The sequence below is a fragment of the Burkholderia sp. BCC1998 genome (genome assembly GCF_905339875.1).
Taxonomy (GTDB): Bacteria; Pseudomonadota; Gammaproteobacteria; order Burkholderiales; family Burkholderiaceae; genus Burkholderia.
The window spans coordinates 1-23,322 of the sequence record NZ_CAJPHE010000025.1 but is presented as its reverse complement, the minus strand read 5'-3'; the positions used below and the strand labels follow the sequence as shown (position 1 = coordinate 23,322).

The 23,322-nt window shown below is 65.1% G+C and carries 17 protein-coding genes; 14 read left to right on the top strand and 3 right to left on the bottom strand.

All coding sequences use genetic code 11. The annotated features are described in order from the left end of the window. The 3 genes from polA to U5A56_RS31145 all read left to right on the top strand — a co-directional run bounded on the left by polA (position 1) and on the right by U5A56_RS31145 (position 5,683). Positions 1–2,754, top strand: a complete 2,754-nt coding sequence (polA, locus tag U5A56_RS31155) for a DNA polymerase I (protein ID WP_124523276.1) — start codon at positions 1–3, stop codon at positions 2,752–2,754. A gap of 280 nt (positions 2,755–3,034) precedes the next feature. Next, the gene (locus tag U5A56_RS31150) at positions 3,035–4,369 is read left to right on the top strand and encodes an NAD(P)/FAD-dependent oxidoreductase (RefSeq protein WP_044845266.1); all 1,335 of its coding nucleotides are present in this window, start codon (positions 3,035–3,037) and stop codon (positions 4,367–4,369) included. 438 nt (positions 4,370–4,807) lie between these two features. Beyond that, on the top strand, positions 4,808–5,683 hold the full coding sequence (locus tag U5A56_RS31145; RefSeq protein ID WP_321926322.1) for a dienelactone hydrolase family protein: 876 nt from the start codon (positions 4,808–4,810) through the stop codon (positions 5,681–5,683). A 49-nt stretch (positions 5,684–5,732) separates the two neighbouring features. Here U5A56_RS31145 and U5A56_RS31140 read toward each other — a convergent pair whose 3' ends face one another. Together U5A56_RS31140 and U5A56_RS31135 are read right to left on the bottom strand one after the other, a co-directional pair. Beyond that, positions 5,733–6,602 carry a sulfurtransferase gene (locus U5A56_RS31140; RefSeq protein WP_124486430.1) on the bottom strand — a complete coding sequence of 290 codons (870 nt, stop codon included), beginning with the start codon at positions 6,600–6,602 and terminating at the stop codon, positions 5,733–5,735. Positions 6,603–6,718: 116 nt separating this feature from the next. Beyond that, positions 6,719–7,825 (bottom strand): aromatic ring-hydroxylating oxygenase subunit alpha, encoded by a 1,107-nt coding sequence (locus tag U5A56_RS31135; RefSeq protein WP_044845269.1) that lies wholly within the window; start codon positions 7,823–7,825, stop codon positions 6,719–6,721. 271 nt (positions 7,826–8,096) lie between these two features. Here U5A56_RS31135 and U5A56_RS31130 point away from each other — a divergent pair, with 271 nt between their 5' ends. The 4 genes from U5A56_RS31130 to folE2 all read left to right on the top strand — a co-directional run bounded on the left by U5A56_RS31130 (position 8,097) and on the right by folE2 (position 12,220). Further along, on the top strand, positions 8,097–8,390 hold the full coding sequence (locus tag U5A56_RS31130) for an exodeoxyribonuclease VII small subunit (RefSeq protein ID WP_044845270.1): 294 nt from the start codon (positions 8,097–8,099) through the stop codon (positions 8,388–8,390). Beyond that, positions 8,387–9,271, top strand: a complete 885-nt coding sequence (locus U5A56_RS31125; RefSeq protein WP_044845271.1) for a polyprenyl synthetase family protein — start codon at positions 8,387–8,389, stop codon at positions 9,269–9,271. Before U5A56_RS31130 ends, U5A56_RS31125 begins: the two co-directional genes overlap by 4 nt. Before the next feature lie 80 nt (positions 9,272–9,351). Next, positions 9,352–11,256, top strand: a complete 1,905-nt coding sequence (dxs, locus tag U5A56_RS31120) for a 1-deoxy-D-xylulose-5-phosphate synthase (protein WP_044845272.1) — start codon at positions 9,352–9,354, stop codon at positions 11,254–11,256. A gap of 154 nt (positions 11,257–11,410) precedes the next feature. Beyond that, positions 11,411–12,220: a GTP cyclohydrolase FolE2 gene (folE2, locus tag U5A56_RS31115; RefSeq protein WP_321926319.1), complete on the top strand. Its 810-nt coding sequence runs from the start codon at positions 11,411–11,413 to the stop codon at positions 12,218–12,220. Between the two features lie 131 nt (positions 12,221–12,351). Here folE2 and tsaD read toward each other — a convergent pair whose 3' ends face one another. Beyond that, complete coding sequence (gene tsaD / locus U5A56_RS31110) at positions 12,352–13,392, bottom strand: tRNA (adenosine(37)-N6)-threonylcarbamoyltransferase complex transferase subunit TsaD (protein ID WP_044845274.1); 1,041 nt, start codon at positions 13,390–13,392, stop codon at positions 12,352–12,354. Between the two features lie 779 nt (positions 13,393–14,171). Here tsaD and U5A56_RS31105 point away from each other — a divergent pair. The 7 genes from U5A56_RS31105 to rpoD all read left to right on the top strand — a co-directional run bounded on the left by U5A56_RS31105 (position 14,172) and on the right by rpoD (position 23,151). After that, complete coding sequence (locus tag U5A56_RS31105) at positions 14,172–14,588, top strand: sulfocyanin-like copper-binding protein (protein WP_321809782.1); 417 nt, start codon at positions 14,172–14,174, stop codon at positions 14,586–14,588. A 235-nt stretch (positions 14,589–14,823) separates the two neighbouring features. Continuing rightward, the gene (locus tag U5A56_RS31100; RefSeq protein ID WP_321926316.1) at positions 14,824–15,900 is read left to right on the top strand and encodes a TIGR03118 family protein; all 1,077 of its coding nucleotides are present in this window, start codon (positions 14,824–14,826) and stop codon (positions 15,898–15,900) included. Positions 15,901–16,530: 630 nt separating this feature from the next. Next, positions 16,531–17,751 carry an NAD(P)/FAD-dependent oxidoreductase gene (locus U5A56_RS31095; protein ID WP_044845276.1) on the top strand — a complete coding sequence of 407 codons (1,221 nt, stop codon included), beginning with the start codon at positions 16,531–16,533 and terminating at the stop codon, positions 17,749–17,751. 105 nt (positions 17,752–17,856) lie between these two features. Continuing rightward, positions 17,857–18,069 (top strand): 30S ribosomal protein S21, encoded by a 213-nt coding sequence (rpsU, locus tag U5A56_RS31090; RefSeq protein WP_006479415.1) that lies wholly within the window; start codon positions 17,857–17,859, stop codon positions 18,067–18,069. Between the two features lie 185 nt (positions 18,070–18,254). Then, a complete protein-coding gene (locus tag U5A56_RS31085; RefSeq protein ID WP_059524656.1) occupies positions 18,255–18,701 on the top strand; it encodes a GatB/YqeY domain-containing protein in 447 nt (148 codons plus the stop codon). Between the two features lie 72 nt (positions 18,702–18,773). Beyond that, positions 18,774–20,645, top strand: coding sequence for a DNA primase (gene dnaG / locus U5A56_RS31080; RefSeq protein WP_124486423.1), 1,872 nt, complete (start codon positions 18,774–18,776; stop codon positions 20,643–20,645). Between the two features lie 88 nt (positions 20,646–20,733). Then, positions 20,734–23,151 carry an RNA polymerase sigma factor RpoD gene (gene rpoD / locus U5A56_RS31075; protein ID WP_321926313.1) on the top strand — a complete coding sequence of 806 codons (2,418 nt, stop codon included), beginning with the start codon at positions 20,734–20,736 and terminating at the stop codon, positions 23,149–23,151. Positions 23,152–23,322: the final 171 nt, after the last annotated feature.

Genomic DNA, 23,322 nt, shown 5'->3' with positions numbered 1-23,322 from the left:
ATGCCTGAAGAACGAAATCTGGAAGGTAAGACCCTGCTATTGGTTGACGGTTCGAGCTATCTGTATCGGGCTTACCATGCGATGCCTGATTTGCGTGGCCCTGGCGGGGAGCCGACCGGAGCGCTCTACGGAATCATCAACATGCTGCGTCGTATGCGCAAGGAAGTCAGTGCAGAGTATAGCGCTTGCGTGTTCGATGCAAAGGGCAAGACGTTCCGCGACGACCTTTATGCCGACTATAAGGCAAACCGTCCGTCCATGCCGCCCGATCTTGCATTGCAGGTCGAACCGATTCACGGCGCCGTGCGCGCGCTCGGCTGGCCGCTGCTGATGGTCGAGGGCGTCGAGGCCGACGACGTGATCGGCACGCTCGCACGCGAAGCCGAACGGCACGGGATGAACGTGATCGTATCGACCGGCGACAAGGACCTCGCGCAACTCGTCACCGATCACGTCACGCTCGTCAACACGATGACCAACGAGACGCTCGATCGCGACGGCGTGGTCGCGAAGTTCGGCGTGCCGCCCGAGCGGATCATCGACTACCTCGCGCTGATCGGCGACACCGTCGACAACGTGCCCGGCGTCGAGAAGTGCGGGCCGAAGACGGCCGTGAAGTGGCTGTCGCAATACGACAGCCTCGACGGCGTGATCGAACACGCAGGCGAGATCAAGGGGGTGGTCGGCGACAACCTGCGTCGTGCGCTCGACTTCCTGCCGCTCGGCCGCAAGCTTGTGACCGTCGACACGGCCTGCGATCTCGCGCCGCATCTCGAATCGATCGAAGCGTCGCTGAAGAGCGACGGCGAAGCACGCGACCTGCTGCGCGACATCTTCGCGCGCTACGGCTTCAAGACGTGGCTGCGCGAAGTCGACAGCGCACCCGCCGAAGGCGGCGGCGCCGATGCGCCGGAAGGTGACCCCGCCCCGGTGGTGGCCGCAGACATCGTCCGCGAGTACGACACGATCCAGACCTGGGAGCAGTTCGACGCATGGTTCGCGAAGATCGACGCGGCCGCGCTGACCGCGTTCGACACCGAAACCACGTCGCTCGACCCGATGACCGCGCGGCTCGTCGGCCTGTCGTTCTCGGTCGAGCCGGGCAAGGCCGCGTATCTTCCGGTCGCGCATCGCGGTCCCGACCTGCCCGAGCAGCTGCCGATCGACGACGTGCTCGCGCGCCTGAAGCCGTGGCTCGAATCGGCCGACCGCAAGAAGGTCGGCCAGCACCTGAAGTACGACGCGCAGGTGCTCGCGAACTACGACATCGCGCTGAACGGCATCGAGCACGACACGCTGCTCGAATCGTACGTGCTCGAATCGCACCGCACGCACGACATGGACAGCCTCGCGCTGCGTCATCTGGGCGTCAAGACGATCAAGTACGAAGACGTGGCCGGCAAGGGCGCGAAGCAGATCGGCTTCGACGAAGTGGCGCTCGAGCAGGCCGCGGCGTATGCGGCCGAGGATGCGGACATCACGCTGCAGCTGCATCAGGCGCTGTATCCGCAGGTCGCGCGCGAGGCGGGCCTCGAGCGCGTGTATCGCGAGATCGAGATGCCGGTGTCGCTCGTGCTGCGCAAGATGGAGCGCACCGGCGTGCTGATCGACGACGCACGCCTGCAGGCGCAAAGCAGCGAGATCGCGACGCGGCTCATCGAGCTCGAGGGCCAGGCGTACGAACTGGCGGGCGGCGAGTTCAATCTCGGCTCGCCGAAGCAGATCGGGCAGATCTTCTTCGAGAAGCTGCAGTTGCCGGTCGTGAAGAAGACGCCGAGCGGCGCGCCGTCGACCGACGAGGAAGTGCTGCAGAAGCTCGCCGAGGATTACCCGCTGCCGAAGCTGCTGCTCGAGCATCGCGGGCTGTCGAAGCTGAAGTCGACCTACACCGACAAGCTGCCGCGCATGGTGAATCCCGCAACGGGCCGCGTGCACACGAACTATGCGCAGGCGGTCGCGGTCACGGGCCGTCTCGCGTCGAACGACCCCAATCTTCAGAACATTCCGGTGCGCACGGCCGAAGGCCGGCGGATCCGCGAGGCGTTCATCGCATCGCCGGGGCATCGCATCGTGTCGGCCGACTATTCGCAGATCGAACTGCGGATCATGGCGCACATTTCCGGCGACGCGTCGCTGCTGCGCGCGTTCTCGCAGGGCGAGGACATCCACCGCGCAACCGCCGCCGAAGTGTTCGGCGTGACGCCGCTGGAGGTCAATTCCGACCAGCGCCGGATCGCGAAGGTGATCAACTTCGGGCTCATCTACGGGATGAGCGCGTTCGGCCTCGCGTCGAACCTCGGCATCACGCGCGATGCGGCGAAGCTCTACATCGACCGCTATTTCGCGCGCTACCCGGGCGTCGCGCAGTACATGGAAAACACGCGCGCGGTGGCGAAGGAGAAGGGCTACGTCGAAACCGTTTTCGGCCGCCGCCTGTGGCTGCCGGAGATCAACGGCGGCAACGGCCCGCGCCGTCAGGCCGCCGAGCGCGCCGCCATCAACGCACCGATGCAGGGCACGGCGGCCGACCTGATCAAGCTGTCGATGATCGCGGTGGACGACTGGCTCACGCGCGACCGGCTCGCGTCACGGATGATCATGCAGGTGCACGACGAACTGGTGCTCGAGGTGCCCGACGCAGAACTGTCGCTCGTGCGCGAGAAGCTGCCGGAAATGATGTGCGGCGTGGCGAAGCTGAAGGTGCCGCTGGTCGCCGAAGTGGGCGCCGGCGCGAACTGGGAAGAGGCACACTGACGCACCCCCGTGCGATTCCCGTTTCCCGCGGCATATTGTTGCAGGGATGCTGAATATCGAGATGGTTTGCTTGTGGTCAACGCGCAAGCTCCCGGACAATGCAAGTCAGTCAGGTCATTGTCGCGGGGGCAGCGCGCCCTGTGTTCCGGCATCGAACGCATCGAAGTGTTTCGAACTGCACATCGATGATGTCCGAACCGGTTAATCCAACGGGCGGCGCGAACGCATCGCGTCTGCCTCGTGCGGCGGCAGCAGTTTCGAATCGCAAAGGGGGAATCAGATGCATCGGATCATCATCGTAGGCGGCGGCGCAGGCGGCCTGGAACTGGCGACGCGGCTCGGCGACCGTTACGGCGCGCGCGGCAATCGTCCCGCACGTGCGCTCGTCACGCTCGTCGACCGCAATCCGACCCACATCTGGAAGCCGTTGCTGCACGAGGTCGCGGCCGGCAGCATGGACCCGTTCACGCAGGAGCTCGAATACGCGGCGCAGGCGCGTTGGCATGGCTTCGAGTTTCAGCAGGGCGAGCTGACCGCGCTCGACCGCACGGCGAAGCGCATCACGCTGTCGCCCGTCAACGACAGCGACGGCGCGGAGCTGCTGCCGGCACGCGACCTGGAATACGACACGCTCGTGATCGCGATCGGCAGCACGACGCACTTCTTCGGCGTGCAGGGCGCGGCCGAAAACGCGATCGCGCTCGATACGGTCGGCGAGGCCGAGCGCTTCCGCAAGCGCCTGATCGCCGCGTGCATGCGCGCCGAGCATCAGGCGCCGGCGCAGCCCGCGCCCGGGGCGGCGGCCGAACCGCGCATCCAGGTCGTGATCGTCGGTGGCGGCGCGACGGGCGTCGAGTTGTCCGCCGAGCTGCGCAATACCGCGCAGGTGCTGTCCGTCTACGGGCTGCACAAGCTCGACCCGCAGCACGACGTCGGCATCGTGCTGATCGAATCGGGGCCGCGGATTCTGCCCGCGCTGCAGGAGCGCGTATCGACGGCAACGGCCGAGCTGCTCGAAAAGCTCGGTGTGCGCTTGATGCTCGCCGAGCGCGTGACCGAAGTCGCGCCGGGTTTCGTGCACACCGCGAGCGGCAAGACGGTGCGTGCGGATCTCACGGTCTGGGCGGCCGGCATCAAGGCGCCGTCCGTGCTGTCGAATCTCGACGGCCTGCAGGTCAACAAGCTCGGCCAGCTCGACGTGCGCCGCACGCTGCAGACCTTCACCGACGACAACGTATTCGCGCTCGGCGATTGCGCGGCCTGCGTGTGGCCCGGCAACGAGCGCAACGTGCCGCCGCGCGCGCAGGCGGCGCACCAGCAGGCGAGCTTCCTGCTGAAGGCGATCGGCTGCCGGCTCGACGGGCGTTCGCTGCCGGAATTCACGTATCGCGATTTCGGATCGCTCGTGTCGCTCGGTCATTTCAGCGCGGTCGGCAACCTGATGGGCGGGCTGATCGGCGGCAACATGCTGATCGAAGGGTTGTTCGCGCGCTTCATGTACATGTCGCTGTACCGGCTGCACATCGCGGCGCTGCACGGCTATCCGCGCATGATGCTCGATACGGTCGCGCACTGGCTGCGCCGCACGACGCTGCCGCGCGTCAAGCTGCACTGACGCGGCTGCACGTTCGTGCGCCAGGCGGGCAGGGAATGCGCATCGCGCGCATTTCCTGCCCGTTGTCGTTTCAAGTGCAGGGTGGTCGTGCGTTCGCGTGCCGGGCCTGTTTATTGCGCATCTCTATTGCGCGTCGTTTCGTCCCGACCCGCCAGCATTCGAGCGCGTGAAAGCGTTTGCCGCATGTGCGCCGCGGATGAACTTGCCGGGCCGGATCGCGGTTGTCGATACCGTTACGGACGCCGCCGGATTACGCCTTCGTAATCGAGTCTTACACATCTGACAGTTGACGTGACAACGGATTATTGGGCATCTTGTGCGGGTTTCCGCTTGCGGCGGAGTGTCAACCGCCGCGACATCCGCGCCGTCCGCCGGCGCGATGCCCTGTCAGGTCCAAGCCATGACCGTGACGGCGGCGCCCAATCGAGGAGTGCATTCATGTTGAAACCCGAAGTCGACAGCCTGGTTCCCCGTGTTCCGTTCTCGCGCCGCAAGTTCATGCAGGCCGCGCTGGGCGGCACCTTCGCGGCGGCCGTGCTGCCCGTGTCGGCGCAGACGATCACGACCGACAGCGCCGGGCTGGACGTCGACACCATCGAGATCCGCTCGGGCGACGCGAGCATCCCCGCGTATCGCGCGCAGCCGGTCGGCAAGACGAACCTGCCGGTCGTCATCGTGATCCACGAAGTCTTCGGCGTGCATGCGCATATCGCCGACGTCTGCCGTCGCTTCGCGAAGCTCGGCTATCTCGCGATCGCGCCCGACCTGTTCGCGCGCCAGGGCGACGCGTCGAAGTATCCGACCATCCAGGCGCTCGTCGACAACATCGTCAACAAGGTGCCGGACCGTCAGGTCACCGAGGATCTCGATGCGACCGTCGCGTGGGCCGGCAAGAATGGCGGCGACCTGTCGCGTCTCGGCGTGACGGGGTTCTGCTGGGGCGGCCGCCAGGCGTGGCTGTATGCGGAGCACAATCCGCACGTGCTGGCGGCCGTCGCGTGGTACGGGTTCGTCGAAGGCAAGACCGACGAGATGACACCGTTCAATCCGGTCGATCATGCGTCGTTGCTGAAGGTGCCGGTGCTCGGGCTGTACGGCGAGAAGGATTCGAACATCACGCAGGCGGCGCTCGCGAACATGCGCAAGGCGATCCAGGCGAGCGATTCGAAGCTCGCGCGCCAATCGGAGATCGTCGTCTATCCGGATGCCGGTCATGCGTTCTTCGCGGATTACCGGCCGAGTTACGTGAAGGGCGATGCCGAGGACGGCTGGAAGCGCGCGATCGAGTGGTTCCACAAGTACGGCGTGATGTAAGCGACAAGGCGGCAGATGCCGCCGCCTCGTCGACGTGTCGCGCCGGTGCTTACGGGTTCGGGCCGGTCGCGATCGGCCGCGACGGATCGGCGCTCCATTCGCTCCACGAGCCCGGGTACAGCGACGCACCGTGAAGCCCGGCGATCTCGAGCGCGAGTGCGTTGTGGCACGCGGTCACGCCGGATCCGCATTGCAGGATCGCGTTGTTCGGTTCGGTGCCGGCCAGCAGCGCGGTGAACGTCTCGCGCAGTTCGTGGCCGGTCTTGAAGCGGCCGTCGGCGGCCAGGTTGTCCTTGAAGAACCGGTTGCGTGCGCCGGGAATATGGCCGCCGACACGATCGATCGTTTCGTTTTCGCCGCGATAGCGATCCGGCGCGCGCGCATCGATCACGACGCGCTGGGCCGACGTCACGTTCGCGAGCACGGCTGCCGCGTCGACCGTCGATTCGAGCGGGGCCGCCGCGCGGAAGTCGCCGGCGGCCGGGTGCGGCACGTCGGCGGTCAGCGGCTGGCCGGCTGCTTCCCATGCCTGCAGGCCGCCGTCGAGCACTGCGACGGAATCGTGCCCGAGCCAGCGCAGCAGCCACCACAGGCGCGCCGCATAGGCGCCGCCGTGTGCGTCATAGGCGACGACCTGCTGGCCCTGCTTGACACCGCGGCTGGCGAGCAGCGTGGCGAGCGCGTCGCGGGTCGGCAGCGGATGGCGGCCGTTCGTGCCGGTCTTGCGGCCGGACAGGTCGCGGTCGAGATGGAGATACTGTGCGCCCGCGATATGGCCGGCTGCGTAGGCGGCTTCGCCTGCGCCCGGATCGGCGAGATCGAAGCGGCAGTCGAACACGGCAACGCTGCCCGGCGCCGCGGCCAGGCGCTCGGCGAGATTGGTTGCTGAGATGAGCGTGGTGTAGTGGGTATGTGGCATGACGGCTCCCTGGAGTGCAAACGGCCTGATACTCCAAGTCTAAACAAAAAAAGACGGGCCGGAACCCGTCTTTTCATATGCCGAATGCCGTGCGGCGCGCAAGCACCGCGCGCAGGTCAGAGATCGCCGAGATGGCGGCGCAGGAACTCGTGGAAGTGCTGCATGCCGTCTTCCATCGGGCTCTGGTACGGGCCGACCTGCGATTCGCCGCGCGCCATCAGTGCACGGCGACCTGCGTCCATCCGCATCGCGATTTCGTCGTCCTCGATGGCCGTCTCCATATAGGCGGCGCGCTCGGCCTCGACGAACTCGCGCTCGAACAGCGCGATTTCCTCGGGATAGTAGAACTCGACGATGTTGGTCGTCTTCTGCGGGCCGCGCGGAATCAGCCACGACACGACGAGCACGTGCGGATACCACTCGATCATGAGGCCCGGGTAGTAGACCATCCAGATCGCGCCGAACTCCGGCGGCACGCCATTGCGGAATTTGAGCACCTGCTCGTGCCACGTCTTGTAGGTCGCGCTGCCCGGTTTCGCGAGCGCGTTGTGCACGCCGACCGTCTGCACGCTGTACCAGTCGCCGAACTCCCATTTGAGATCGTCGCACGACACGAAGCTGCCGAGGCCCGGGTGGAACGGGACGACGTGGTAATCCTCGAGGTAGACCTCGATGAACGTCTTCCAGTTGTAATCGCACTCGTGCACTTCGACGTGATCGAAGTGATACTCGGAGAAGTCGAAGTGATGCTTCGTGCCGAGGTTCGCGAGATCGCGCGCGACGTTGCGGCCTTCGGCCTCGAACAGCAGCCCCTGCCAGTTCTGCAGCGGGCTCTTGCCGAGGTTCAGGCACGGCTTGTCGGGGAAGTGCGGCGCGCCGAGCAGCTGGCCTTCCAGATCGTACGTCCAGCGGTGCAGCGGACACACGATGTTCTGCGTGTGGCCGCGCCCGTTCAGCATGATCGCCTGCCGGTGGCGGCACACGTTCGACAGCAGTTCGATCTGGTTCGCCGGGTTGCGGACCAGCACGCGGCCTTCCTTCTCGGACGGCAGCGCAAAATAATCCCCCGCCTCGGGCACCATCAACTCGTGCCCGACGTAACGAGGTCCTTTCTTGAAGAGGGTTTCGATCTCGCGCTCGAGCAGCGCCTCATCGAAGTATGCAGTGACTGGAAGCTGGCTGTGAGCCGACTTCAACTGAAGCGCATCGCTCAGATTGGACATTCCCACTCCCGGTGTTAGCGTGAAAGCAGTGAACAACCCAACCATCGAAAAATCGATTTAGGGAAACGCGGAATTATACCCGGTTCGCCTCGCAAGGCTAGGATTAAGTGCCTGATTTGTGTCAATTTTTTGTCCGGCGGCGATCGGGTGGCGCACAATGTGTGTCGAAGAAGGGGCCCGAATGCGTGCCCGGGTGCCCAAGTCGGCAGGTCGGAAAATTCTCTTTTGCCGTAGAATGTCCGACTTGTTTTGAAATTTGACACCCTCGTCCATGGCGAAAACCGCATCCCAAGGCGCCACCCCGCCCGGCAATGGCACCGAACCGTTGCCGGACAACTATGAAACGGCGCTCGCGGAACTCGAGACGCTGGTTGCCCGGATGGAAGGCGGCACGTTGAGCCTCGAGGATTCGCTCGCTGCGTATCGCCGCGGTGCGACTCTCGTTGCGTTTTGCCAACAGCAGCTCGAGAAAGTGGAGCAGCAGGTTCGCGTGCTCGACGGCGCGACGCTGAAGCCGCTTTCGTCCGGAACGGCCGCCACGGACGGCGAAGACGACGATCTATGACATTCGAACAATGGATGCGGTCCGTGCTCGACCGTGTCGAGGACGCACTCGGCCACTATTTGCCGGCTGACAACGTGGTGCCCACGCAACTCCACGAAGCGATGCGCTACGCGGTCCTCGGCGGCGGCAAACGCGTTCGCCCGCTGCTGTGCCATGCAGCAGGCGAACTGACCGGCGCGACCGAAGCGGCGCGCAACGCGGCAGCGGCGGCGCTGGAGATGATCCACGTCTACTCGCTCGTGCACGACGACATGCCGTGCATGGACGACGACGCGCTGCGACGCGGCAAGCCGACCGTGCACGTGCAGTACGACGAGCCGACGGCGCTGCTGGTCGGCGATGCGCTGCAGTCGCAGGCCTTCGTCGCGCTGACCGACGCCGCCGCGCTGTCGCCGGTGCAGCAGGCCGCGCTCGTGCGCGAGCTGGCGCTGGCGAGCGGCTCGATCGGCATGGCCGGCGGGCAGGCGATCGACCTGGCGAGCGTCGGCCTCAAGCTGACGCGCGAGCAGCTCGAGACGATGCACCGGATGAAGACGGGCGCGCTGTTGCGAGCGGCCGTGCGGATGGGCGCGCTGGCGGGCGACACGCCGTCGGCGGAGGCGATGGCCGCGCTCGACGTCTACGCGGGGGCCGTGGGTCTGGCCTTCCAGGTCGTCGACGACATTCTCGACGTCACGACCGATTCGGCGACGCTCGGCAAGACGGCCGGCAAGGATGCGGCGAACGACAAGCCGACCTACGTATCGATCCTCGGCCTCGACGCGTCGCGTGAGCTCGCAGCCCAGCTGCGCGCCGAAGCGCATGATGCGCTGAAACCGTTCGGCGCACGCGCACAGCGTCTCGCCGAACTTGCCGACCTGGTGGTGAACCGGGTCAGCTGACGCGAAGCCCGCCGCTGCGCACACGCTACGGTGCGTGCAATAGAATGCGGGCGCGTTTGATTTCCTACAATGGAACGACGATGTACGACTTGCTGAAAACCATCGACGACCCGGCGGATCTGCGCCGCCTCGATCGTCGCCAACTCCAACCGCTCGCGGATGAACTGCGCGCGTTCGTGCTCGACAGCGTGTCGAAGACGGGCGGCCATCTGTCGTCCAACCTCGGGACGGTCGAGCTGACGATCGCGTTGCACTACGTGTTCAACACGCCGAACGACCGGATCGTCTGGGACGTGGGTCACCAGACCTACCCGCACAAGATCCTGACGGGCCGCCGCGACCAGATGCATTCGCTGCGCCAGTACGACGGCATCTCGGGTTTCCCGCGCCGCAGCGAGTCGGAATACGACACGTTCGGCACCGCGCACTCGAGCACGTCGATCTCGGCGGCGCTCGGGATGGCGATCGGCAGCCAGCTGAACGGCGACGACCGCTTCTCGATCGCGGTGATCGGCGACGGCGCAATGACGGCCGGCATGGCGTTCGAGGCGATGAACAACGCGGGCGTGTCGGAGGATGCGAAGCTGCTCGTGATCCTCAACGACAACGACATGTCGATTTCGCCGCCGGTCGGCGCGCTGAACCGCCATCTCGCGCGCCTGATGTCGGGCCGCTTCTACGCGGCCGCGCGTGCGGGCGTCGAGCGCGTGCTGAGCGTGGCGCCGCCGGTGCTCGAACTCGCGCGCAAGCTCGAGGAGCACGCGAAGGGCATGGTCGTGCCGGCCACGCTGTTCGAGGAGTTCGGCTTCAACTACATCGGCCCGATCGACGGTCACGATCTCGATTCGCTGATCCCGACGCTGCAGAACATCCGCGAACTGCGCGGCCCGCAATTCCTGCACGTGGTGACGAAGAAAGGCCAGGGCTACAAGCTCGCCGAAGCGGATCCCGTGCTCTATCACGGCCCCGGCAAGTTCAACCCGGCGGAAGGCATCAAGCCGTCGGCCACGCCCGCGAAAAAGACTTATACGCAAGTATTCGGCGAATGGCTGTGCGATGAAGCCGAGCGCGATACGCGCGTCGTCGGCATCACGCCCGCGATGCGCGAAGGCTCGGGCATGGTCGAGTTCGAGAAGCGTTTCAAGGATCGCTACTACGACGTCGGCATCGCCGAGCAGCACGCGGTGACGTTCGCGGGTGGTCTCGCGACCGAAGGGCTGAAGCCCGTCGTCGCGATCTACTCGACGTTCCTGCAGCGTGCGTACGACCAGCTGATCCACGACGTCGCGCTGCAGAACCTGCCGGTCGTGTTCGCGATCGACCGCGCGGGCCTCGTCGGCGCCGACGGCGCGACGCACGCGGGCGCATACGATCTCGCGTTCATGCGCTGCATCCCGAACATGACGATCATGGCCGCGTCCGACGAGGACGAGTGCCGCCAGATGCTGCACACGGCGCTGCAGCAGCCGAACCCGACCGCGGTGCGCTATCCGCGCGGCGCGGGCACCGGCGTGCCGACGGTGAAGGAATTCACCGAGATCCCGCTCGGCAAGGGTGAAGTGCGTCGCCGTACGTCGCAGCCGGAAGGCAAGCGCGTCGCGATCCTCGCGTTCGGCACGATGGTCGCGCCGTCGCTCGCGGCGGGCGAGGAGCTCGACGCCACGGTCGCGAACATGCGTTTCGTGAAGCCGGTCGATGCGGCGCTCGTGCGTGAACTCGCCGAGACGCACGACTACCTCGTCACGGTCGAGGAAGGCTGCGTGATGGGCGGTGCGGGCTCGGCCTGCGTCGAAGCCCTGATGGAGAGTGGGGTTATCCGACCCGTAATACAATTGGGCCTCCCTGACCAGTTCATCGATCATGGCGATCCCGCGAAGCTGCTGTCGCAATGCGGCCTCGACGGCGCGGGCATCGCGAAATCGATTCGCGAACGCTTCCTGAGCCCGGCGGCCGATGTCGCCGATCAGGCGAAGCGCGTCGCATAAGCTGGCGCCGCCTGCGGGCGGCGTCGGTGCGACTGGCGCAACCGGTCTACATTGATGCGGAAAACATGGGCCTGCGGGCCCATGTTGCTTTTCCGGCTGCCGCGTGACGCGGCGTGCGCGTCGTCGAACGCGCGGCTTACAAGGATTGAACAAGATGAACCAGATGAATCCCGCCTTCGTGATGCCCGACGTGCAGAGCACGGTGGATACCCGCCAGATTCCGATTCAGCGCGTGGGCGTGAAGGCGGTCCGGCATCCGTTGACGGTGTGCACCGAGAGCGGCGACGTGCAGCCGAGCGTCGGCGTCTGGAATCTCGACGTGCGCCTGCCTGCCGATCAGAAGGGCACGCACATGTCGCGCTTCGTCGCGCTGCTCGAAGAGAACCGTGCGCCGCTGACGGTCGAGCGCTTCCGCGCGATGCTCGCGTCGATGCTCGAGAAGCTGGAAGCCGAGGCCGGCCGCATCCAGGTCACGTTCCCGTACTTCGTGAACAAGACGGCGCCGGTGTCGGGCGTGCAGAGCCTGCTCGACTACGAAGTGACGCTCGCGGGCGAATGCCGCGACGGCGAAACGCGCCTGTTCCTGAAGGTGCTCGTGCCGGTGACGAGCCTGTGCCCGTGTTCGAAGAAGATTTCGCAGTACGGCGCGCACAACCAGCGCTCGCACGTGACGATCGATGCCGAACTCGCAGCCGACCTGCCGGTCGAGGCGCTGATCCGCATCGCGGAAGAAGAGGCGTCGTGCGAGCTGTGGGGCTTGCTGAAGCGTCCGGACGAGAAGTTCGTGACGGAGCGCGCGTACGAAAACCCGAAGTTCGTCGAGGATCTGGTGCGCGACGTCGCGCAGCGTCTCGACGCGGACGAGCGTGTGATCGCCTACGTGCTCGAAGCCGAGAACTTCGAATCGATCCACAATCACAGCGCGTATGCGCTGATCGAGCGCGACAAGCGACACCCTGCGTAACGTCGGGGCGCTGCGGCGCTGCGTCGAATTGCCGCTGCAATGAAGAAGGCCGCTCGAATCGAGCGGCCTTCTTGTTTTCCGTCCGGCGCGTGCAGGTGCGAGCGACGTTGCGCAGCGCCGTGCCGCGCGACTCAGCGTGCGAGCGACGCGAGATCCCAGCGTGGCTTCACCGTGAACGCGTAGTCCGCATTCGCCTGCTCGGGCCAGCGGCCGAGCCGCAGTGCGCCGGCGAGCGCGATCATTGCGCCGTTGTCGGTGCAGAGCGCGAGATCGGGGTAGTGCACGTCAAAGCCGCGTTTGGCCGCGGCGGCCGACAGCGCCGCGCGCAACTGGCGGTTCGCACCGACGCCGCCCGCGACCACGAGGCGCTTGAGCTTCGTCTTCTTGAGCGCGGCGAGCGATTTCGCAACGAGCACGTCGACGGCTGCGTCGACGAAGCCGCGCGCGAGATCGGCCTTCGCGCGCTCGAGCGCAACGCCCTCCAGCTTCGCCGCTTCGAACTTCTTCATCTGCGTGAGCACGGCCGTCTTCAGGCCGCTGAAGCTGAAGTCGAGATCGCCCGAATGCAGCATCGGGCGCGGCAGCACGACCGCGCCCGGCGTACCCGTTTCCGCGAGCTTCGACACTTCCGGGCCGCCCGGATAGCCGAGGCCGATCAGCTTCGCCGTCTTGTCGAACGCTTCGCCGGCCGCGTCGTCGAGCGTCTCGCCGAGCGTCTCGTACACGCCGACGTCGGTCACGCGCATCAGTTGCGTGTGGCCGCCCGACACCAGCAGCGCGATGAACGGGAACGGCGGCGGCTCGTCGACGAGCAGCGGCGACAGCAGGTGGCCTTCGAGGTGATGGATGCCGACGGTCGGCTTGTTCCATGCGAGCGCGAGCGCGTTCGCGATGCTCGCGCCGACCAGCAGCGCGCCGGCGAGGCCGGGGCCTTGCGTGAATGCGATCGCGTCGATGTCGTCGCGGCGCGTGCCGCTTTGCGCCATGACTTCCTCGAGCAGCGGCAGCGCGCGGCGGATGTGGTCGCGCGACGCGAGCTCGGGCACGACGCCGCCGTATTCGCGGTGCATCGCGATCTGCGAATGGAGCGCATGCGCGAGCAGGCCGCGCTGCGTGTCGTAGAGCGCGAGGCCGGTTTCGTCGCAGGAGCTTTCGATGCCGAGAACGAGCATGGGTCAGGGCGGGGCGCGCTGCATCGAGCGCGCCGCAGGAAGGTAGACGTAACCGCAAATTATAGCAGGCGAGGGTCGATCGCCGCTTTGCGCGGCCCGGGCCGCAGGCCGGGCAGGGACAACGCTTCTGTAACCTTCGTGGGGTCGGTTCACATGTTGAACAGGATGCTGCCGCTTCAACGCGGTTCCCATCCGCGCCGGTCGACGACGGATGGCTCTGTGGCGATAGACGTCAAGACTCTCGGCTGCGTTCTCGTGGAGGCTCGGAGTAGGCCGTGTTCCAGATCGCCTCCCTGTACCGGGGAAGACGTATGAGTCGCGCGAATGCACAGCCGGCACACGACGGCCAGGTTGACGGCCGATGCAGCGCGTTTCCGGTGAAATCGAGCTGAAGCGAGTTGTCGGACACTTGCGCGACGGCATCGATCTTCACGCGTCGATGCCGCCGCCGATTTCGTCAGATGGCGAACAGCATCGCGGCAAAGGCTGCATGGAGCCAGCCAACATGTGCGAGTTGGCGGTTACGCACCTGCGTTGCTCGGAACGACCATTGCAGGAAGAAGATGGCCAGTACCGTGATGAACGCGGCGAGAATGGACGGCGCCGCCCCTGCGCGGCTCCGGGAATAAGTGCCCCGATGCGTACGTTTAGGTATCGCGCGCGCCCGAGAACGTTCATGCCGTCACACAGGCAGGGGGGCCTTGCGCGCTCGATGAATAGCGCACGGCAGTCGCTCAACTCGCGGCAGACGCGATGCTTCAATGTCTATGGAGGGAGCCATGTATGCCATTTGCAGAGTCATCGTCGTCGCGGGCGCGGCCGTCCTTGGTGTGACGCCGCAGGCAAGCTGGGCGCAGCATACAGTCGACGCGACATTGCTATCCAACTCGATTCAGCTCAAGACGCATACCGTGAAGTCTGGTCGCGTCACGCTTGATGTCAAAAATGCCGCTGACAACAACATGGAACATGAGCTCGTCGTGCTCAAGACGGATCTGTCTGACGATGCGCTCCCTGTCAGAAAAGGAGAGGTAATGGAGCACAGGCTGACGAAAATCGGGGAAGTCGAAGATATCGCGCCCGGCAGGAGCAAGCGTGTGTCATTCAAGCTCGCACCCGGCCACTACGTGCTGATCTGCAACAAGCCGGGGCACTATGAATCCGGCATGCACACAGTGCTTGTCGTGGCACCGTGAATTGCAACGCGGGCTTGCTAGAACAATGGCCGTCAACGACACGTGTCGATATGCGGAGACTTACGTGCATCGGCGTTCGGCTTCCGCCGACAACTATGGATCGACATCGATCGGAGCGAGTTCGCCCGCTTCGGTGACCATGCTTCGAAAATTCATGATGCGCGGGCGAGACGGGCGGAATAAACGAGGTTGCCGATTCGTTTACTAGCTGCTCTTCCACGTTCGGAGTTCCATCATGAAACAGATCCATGCGGCGTTCGGTGCTGCGTTGTCGGCTGTCGTGCTGGCGAGCGTCGTGGCGTGTGGCGGCGGTTCGTCTCACGAGAGACAGTACGCGGTCAGTGCGCTGGTCTCCGACGGCGCTGTTCCGGCTGCGCACGTGGATGCCAACCTGAAGAATCCATGGGGCATTGCCTTCAATCCCAAGGGCTTCGTCTGGGTCGCGGATAACGGCACGCAGCACGCGACGCTCTACGATGGCAACGGCGTGCCGCAATCGCTCGTCGTGACGATCCCGCCGGGCACGAGCGGCGACCCCGCTCCGACCGGGATCGTGTTCAATGGCACGAATGACTTCATGGTGACCCAGGGCGCCAAATCGGGGCCTGCAGCGTTCATTTTCGTTGGCGAGGGCGGGACCATGACCGCATGGTCGCCCGCGGTCGACCCGACGTCGGCAATCACGGTGTTCGACAGCGGCGGCGCCGCCGTCTACAAGGGGCTCGCGATTGCCAGTAACAACGGGGCGAATTTCCTGTACGCGACGGACTTCCACAACAACCGGATCGACGTGTTCGACCGGACCTTCGCCAAAGTCACGCCAGTCGGCGCGTTTCAGGATCCCGCTTTACCTGCGGGATTCGCGCCATTTGGCATCCAGGCGCTCGGCTCGAAACTGTTCGTCGCCTACGCGAAGCAGGATGCGGCAGCACATGATGACGTCAAGGGCGCAGGCTTCGGCGTGATAGATGTGTTCAGTCCGTCGGGACAATTCCTGCAGCGCTTCGCTACCGGCGGGTCGCTGAATGCGCCGTGGGGTATGGCACTGGCTCCTGCGAATTTTGGACGCTTCAGCAACGCCGTCCTGATCGGCAACTTTGGCGATGGCATGATCCACGCGTTCGATGCGACGTCCGGGACCATGCTCGGGACCCTTGAGCACGCTGACGGCAGCGCAATCGTCGAGGCTGGACTGTGGGGCATCGCATTCGGGAATGGGCTCAACAGTCAGCCCACTAATACGCTGTTCTTCGCGGCCGGCACGAACGACGAAGCGGATGGTCTCTATGGCCGCATCGACGTGGGGCCGTGATCGCCAGGATGACCTCAGCAGCCAGCTGAGGAGCGAGCCGCGCCGAGACTTGATCGGGCAGTCGAAATCCATAAGCGTCGGTTTGGCCAAATGTCACCTCATTCATCGATTGGGACGATCGATCTGCAGGGGCAAGTGAATGTTCGTAAGCGCCTCGCAGCTTCACAAGTGACCTCATTGACTCGCTCAACCTGCCCAGGCTGTGCGGAGCCAGTTCCAATGCGACCTTGACTTCCACTAAAAGCAATCAAACACCGTGTGGTCAATGGAAAGAGAACAAGCGCATCGTCCGAACCGAATCCGAGAGTGTCTCTGGACGGCAACCGTCCATGTTGTCCCAAGGCAGGATCGGGAACCCGGGATAGGGCCGGCTGCTGACGAGGAAGTCGCTGGTGGATGAGATCAGCCGCATTCAGGTTCTCCTGCCGACCCGCAAGGATGAGGACCGTCGATTCACGGTTGCGAGTGCAACCTGCGAATCGGGGCTGCGCCCCCATCCAAGCGTTGCGTTCTCCGCCGTCGCATGTATCATTCGCCCTTCCTCAAGATATTCATCAGTCGCCTACCTCTAAGTGGCTGATAAATATGCATAATTCCTAGCCTATGCAAAGTTCCTGAACAAACCGCGCCATGGAAACTTACGACATCGCCGTGATCGGCGCGGGCGCCGCCGGGATGATGAGCGCCGCGGTCGCCGGGCAACTCGGCCGCCGCGTGGTGCTGATCGACCATGCGCCGCGGCTCGCCGAGAAAATCCGCATCTCGGGCGGCGGCCGCTGCAACTTCACGAACCTCCATGCGGGCCCCGACAACTACCTGTCGTCGAATCCGCATTTCGCGCGCTCGGCGCTTGCGCGCTACACGCCGCGCGACTTCCTCGGGCTGCTCAAGCGTCACCACGTGACCTGGCACGAAAAGCACAAGGGGCAGCTCTTTTGCGATCACGGCAGCGACGCGGTCATCGACGTGCTGAAGCATGAATGCGACGCGGGCGGCATCGCCTGGCGCCGGCCGGTGGTCGTCGACGCGGTGCGCCACGCGCCGTCCGACGGCTTCACGCTCGACACGCAGCAGGCGGGGCCGATCCGCGCACGCGCGCTGATCGTCGCCACCGGCGGCCTGTCGATCCCGAAGATCGGTGCCACCGACTTCGGCTACCGGCTCGCGAAGCAGTTCGGCCACAAGCTCGTCGATACGCGGCCCGCGCTCGTGCCGCTCACCTTTGCGTCGCAGGACTGGGAGCCGTTCGCGGCGCTGTCCGGCGTGTCGCTCGAAGTGCGCGTGTCGACCGGCGACAAGAAGCGCGGCGGCGAATTCGTCGAGGACCTGCTGCTGACCCATCGCGGCCTGTCGGGCCCCGGCATCCTGCAGATCTCCAGCTACTGGCACTCCGGCGACCCGATCCGTATCGACCTGCTGCCCCAGCGCGACGCGGTGGCCGACCTGCTCGACGCGAAGCGCACGTCGAAGCGCCAGATCGGCTCGCTGCTCGCGGACTGGGTGCCGTCGCGCCTCGCCCACGTCTGGCTCGACACGCACCGCGTCGCGGCCGACGCGCGGCTCGCGGACCTGCCCGACAAGACGCTGCGCCAGATCGGCGACGCGCTGTCCGGCTGGACGCTGACGCCGAACGGCACCGAGGGCTACAAGAAGGCCGAGGTGACGAAAGGGGGCGTCGATACGCGCGAACTGTCGTCGGCGACGATGATGAGCGCGCGGGTGCCGGGGCTGTTCTTCATCGGCGAGGCGGTGGACGTGACGGGCTGGCTCGGCGGTTACAACTTCCAGTGGGCATGGGCGTCCGGCACGGCGGCCGGGCAGGCTGCGGCGGAGTTCTCGCGCGGCGCCTGACACGGCTGCGCGCCCTGCCGTTGACGGGACCCGGCCCTTATGTCTTTGCACGACGCTCTGCTATACTCGTAAGTCTTCCCTGCAAACCTTTATTCGTGTCGGATCATGACGATCATTCGCGTTAAAGAAAACGAGCCGTTCGAAGTCGCCATGCGTCGCTTCAAGCGCACGATCGAGAAGAACGGTCTGCTGACCGAGCTTCGTGCGCGGGAGTTCTACGAAAAGCCGACCGCCGAGCGCAAGCGCAAGAAGGCTGCTGCGGTGAAGCGTCATTACAAGCGGATTCGCAGCCAGACGCTGCCGAAGAAGCTGTACTGAACGATTGAGCGCCGCGCGGTTCGCTGAGCGGCGCACCGGCGACCTCCGCACGATCGGCCTCGTTCCGGGGCCGCGAGTCGCCGATGCCGGATTCGAGCAACCCGCTTGAGACTTAGTCCCAAGCGGGTTTTTGTGTTGACGCCCGTTCGCGGGCGTCGAAGTCACGTTTCCATCCCGGGTGCAAGATGAGTTTGAAAGAGCAGATCAGCGAAGACATGAAGGCCGCGATGCGCGCGAAGGAAAGCGAGCGTCTGGCGACGATTCGCCTGCTGATGGCCGCGATCAAGCAGCGCGAGGTCGATGATCGGGTGACCCTCGACGACGCGGGCATCACCGCGGTGATCGACAAGATGATCAAGCAGCGCAAGGACTCGATCAGCCAGTTCGAGGCCGCCGGCCGCGACGATCTCGTCGCGAAGGAGCAGGCCGAACTGACGGTGCTGGGCGCCTACATGCCCGCGCAGCTGTCGGACGCCGAAGTGGCTGCCGAAGTCCAGGCCGCGGTCGCGGCAACCGGCGCAGCCGGCCCGCAGGACATGGGCAAGGTGATGGGCGTGCTGAAGGGCAAGCTCGCCGGCCGCGCCGACATGACGGCCGTTTCCGCGCAGGTCAAGGCCGCGCTGTCGAAGTAAAACCCGCTTCCCGGCGCGTCGCATGCGCGTGCGCCGGAGCGTCGTATTGTCTTTTTTTCGCTCGATCCCACGGTGATTCCGCATTCGTTCCTGCAGGATTTGCTGAACCGCGTCGATATCGTCGACGTGGTGGGCCGGTACGTGCAGCTCAAGAAGGGCGGCGCCAACTTCATGGGGTTGTGCCCGTTCCATAACGAGAAGAGCCCGTCGTTTACCGTCAGCCCGACCAAGCAGTTCTATCACTGCTTCGGCTGCGGCGCGCACGGCACGGCGATCGGCTTCCTGATGGAGCATGCGGGGCTCACGTTCCCGGAAGCCGTGCAGGAGCTCGCGCAGTCGGTCGGCCTGACCGTGCCGCACGAGCCGTCGATGCGCGGCGGCGGCGGTGGGGGCGGCGGCGACTATCCGGCGCCCGTGTCGAAATCGGTCGCGACCGCGCTGTCCGACGTGATGTCCGCCGCGTGCGACTACTACCGCAAGCAACTGCGTGGCGCGACCGTCGCGATCCAGTACCTGAAGAACCGGGGCCTGACCGGCGAGATCGCCGCGCGCTTCGGGCTCGGCTATGCGCCGGACGGCTGGCAGAACCTCGAAACGGCGTTCCCGGACTACCGCGACGACTCGCTCGTCGAATCGGGGCTCGTGATCGTCAGCGAGAAAACCGACGCGCAGGGCGTGGCGCGACGCTACGACCGGTTCCGCGAGCGGATCATGTTCCCGATCCGCAACGTGAAGGGGCAGGTGATCGGGTTCGGCGGACGCGTGCTCGGCAGCGGCGAGCCGAAGTACCTGAATTCGCCGGAAACGCCGCTGTTCAACAAGGGCAGCGAACTGTACGGGCTGTTCGAGGCGCGCCTCGCGATCCGCGAGCGCAAGTACGTGCTGGTCGTCGAAGGCTACATGGACGTCGTCGCGCTCGCCCAGCTCGGCTTCCCGAACGCGGTCGCGACGCTCGGCACGGCATGCACGCCGATCCACGTGCAGAAGTTGCTGCGCCAGACCGACACGGTCATTTTCAGCTTCGACGGCGACTCGGCCGGCCGGCGCGCGGCGCGCCGCGCGCTCGAAGCGTGCCTGCCGCATGCGGCGGACAACCGGACGATCCGATTCCTTTTCCTGCCGGCCGAGCACGATCCGGACAGCTATGTACGCGAATTCGGTGCGGACGCGTTCTCCGAGCAGGTCGAGCGCGCGATGCCGCTGTCGCAATTTCTGTTGAACGAAGCAATTGCGGGCAAGGCGCTCGATCAGCCGGAAGGTCGCGCGAAGGCGCTGTTCGACGCGAAGCCGCTGTTGCAGGCGCTGCCGGCAAACGCGTTGCGCGCGCAGATCATGCACATGTTCGCCGACCGTCTCGATATCCCGTTCGAGGAAGTCGCGGGATTGTCGGACGTCGATGCACGCATCGCGGCGCCGCCGCGCCAGGCGCCCGCGCGCAGCGAGCGGCGGCGCGTGACGGACAGCGAAAAGCGCGCGTTGCGTACGCTCGTGATGCATCCGCGGATCGCGTCGCAGCTCGACGACGAACAGCTTGCGACCCTGCGCGCGCTGCCGCGGATCGGCGAGTTGTTCGCCGAAGTCGTCGAGCATGCGCGTGCGCTGGGCGACGGCGCGGAGTTCCGGCTGCTGTCCGATGTCCTGCGGACCTCCTCGAACGGCGCGACTTACGAGGAAATCTTCCGCGAAATTCTGGACTATGATGAAAACGTCCGCGATTTGCTGTTACAGAATCCGGAAGACGAGACGGTGCCCGAGCGGCAGCGTGAACAGGAACGGATCGCGGGGGAGGAACTGCAGGCCGCGGTGCTCAAGATGCGCTATGACGCCTGCTGCGACCGGCTTGATCGGCTGGCGCGGCAATCGACCTTCACACCCGAGGAACTGGCCGAATTGACGGAATTGAACCAGCAGCGAACCGACATGAAACGTCGGCTCGGGCTGTAGGCGGCCGGGGCGCTGAGAGAGGGCGCCCCAGCGTGCTATAATATAAGGTTTCCAGCGGTTTGTTTTCTAAGCAGAGGCGAGAATCGCGATGGCAAAGACGACAGGCGGAAAGAAAGCAGCAGGCAAGGGCTCGACGGAGCCGACCACCAAGGTCACAGCGGCCAAGTCTGCTTCTTCCACCAGGACAACGTCTTCAGCCGCGTCAGCCCCTGCAGGAAAGAAAACCGCGGCCGGCACTGCTCAGGCTGCGCCGGCGCCGGCAGCCAGAACACGGGCTGCCGCCAGACCCGACTCCGGGCCGGCCCAGCCGGCGGCGAAGCGGGCAAGTGCGAAAAGCGCAAGGGACACGACTGCCGCCGCGGACGAAACGGCAGTACGTACTACTCATGCACCTACGGTTCAACCGGCTGTCGTCCAGCAGCCGCGAGTCGATATAGCCGGTACGGCGAACTCCATGACCAAAAAGCTGAACGAAGTATCCGTCGATGACGACGCAAATCAGAGCGACGAGCAGCCCGCAGCCGCGGCTGCCCCGGGCAAATCCAAGGTGCGCGATCGTCGCGCCAAGGAAAAGGCGCTGCTGAAGGAAGCGTTCGCGACGAGCACGCCCGGCACGGCCGAGGAGCTCGAAGAGCGCCGCGTGAAACTGCGCGCGCTGATCAAGCTCGGCAAGGAGCGCGGCTTCCTCACGTATGCCGAAATCAACGACCATCTGCCGGACAACTTCACCGAGACCGAAGCCCTCGAAGGCATCATCGGCACGTTCAACGACATGGGCGTGGCGGTTTACGAGCAGGCTCCGGACGCGGAAACGCTGCTCCTGAACGACAACGCGCCGGCCGCGTCGTCGGACGATGAAGTCGAGGAAGAAGCGGAAGTCGCGCTGTCGACCGTCGATTCGGAATTCGGCCGCACGACCGATCCGGTCCGGATGTACATGCGCGAGATGGGCACGGTCGAGCTGCTCACGCGCGAAGGCGAAATCGAGATCGCGAAGCGGATCGAGGACGGCCTGCGCCACATGGTGATGGCGATTTCCGCGTGCCCGACGACGATCGCCGACATCCTCGCGATGGCCGAGCGCGTCGCGAACGAAGAGATCCGCGTCGACGAGCTCGTCGACGGCCTGCTCGATCCGAATGCTTCGGACTCCGCCGATACGGACGGTTTCTCCGCGAAGGAAGCGGAAGCGATCGAGAACGAGGACGAGGAAGCCGAAGAGGAAGAGGAAGAAGAGGAAGAGGAGGAAGACGACGGTGCCGCGCAGGCGTCGGCCAATGCCGCCCAGCTCGAAGCCCTCAAGCGCGCCTCGCTCGACAAGTTCTCGCAGATCAGCGAGTGGTTCGACAAGATGCGCCGCGCGTTCGAGAAGGAAGGCTACAAGTCGAAGTCCTACCTGAAGGCGCAGGAAACGATCCAGACCGAACTGATGACGATCCGCTTCACCGCGCGTACCGTCGAGCGTCTGTGCGACACGCTGCGTGCGCAAGTGGACGAAGTGCGTCAGGTCGAGCGTCAGATCCTGCACATCGTCGTCGACAAGTGCGGCATGCCGCGTTCGGAATTCATCGCGCGCTTCCCCGGCAGCGAGACGGATCTCGACTGGGCCGAGAAGATCGCGGCCGAAGGCCATGCGTACAGCGCGGTCCTGTCGCGTAACGTTCCGGCGATCCGCGAGCAGCAGCAGCGTCTGATCGACCTGCAGGCGCGCGTCGTGCTGCCGCTGAAGGACCTGAAGGAAACCAACCGCCAGATGGCGGCCGGCGAACTGAAGGCGCGTCAGGCGAAGCGTGAAATGACCGAGGCGAACCTGCGTCTCGTGATCTCGATCGCGAAGAAGTACACGAACCGCGGCCTGCAGTTCCTCGACCTGATCCAGGAAGGCAACATCGGCCTGATGAAGGCGGTGGACAAGTTCGAATACCGTCGCGGCTACAAGTTCTCGACCTATGCGACGTGGTGGATCCGCCAGGCCATCACGCGTTCGATCGCGGACCAGGCGCGCACGATCCGTATTCCGGTTCACATGATCGAAACGATCAACAAGATGAACCGCATCTCGCGGCAGATCCTGCAGGAAACCGGTCTCGAGCCGGATCCGGCAACGCTCGCCGAGAAGATGGAGATGCCGGAAGACAAGATCCGCAAGATCATGAAGATCGCGAAGGAGCCGATCTCGATGGAAACGCCGATCGGCGACGACGACGATTCCCATCTCGGCGACTTCATCGAGGACAACAACACGGTCGCGCCGGCGGATGCCGCGCTGCATGCCAGCATGCGCGACGTCGTGAAGGACGTGCTCGATTCGCTGACGCCGCGTGAGGCGAAGGTGCTGCGGATGCGCTTCGGTATCGAGATGAGCACCGATCACACGCTCGAAGAAGTCGGCAAGCAGTTCGACGTCACCCGCGAGCGGATCCGTCAGATCGAGGCCAAGGCGCTGCGCAAGCTGCGTCATCCGAGCCGTTCCGACAAGCTGAAGTCGTTCCTCGAAGGGAACTGATTTCCAGCGTCTCACTTGCGAACGCCGCCGGTATCCGCGTGATGTCGGTGGCGTTTGTCCTCTTTAGCGGCTTTGTTGTTACAATGCCGGCCCGGCTTCGTTGCCGGGGTGGCGTGTAGCACCGGTTGCTTCCCGTCTGGGCCCCTAGCTCATGCTTGGTTAGAGCAGCGA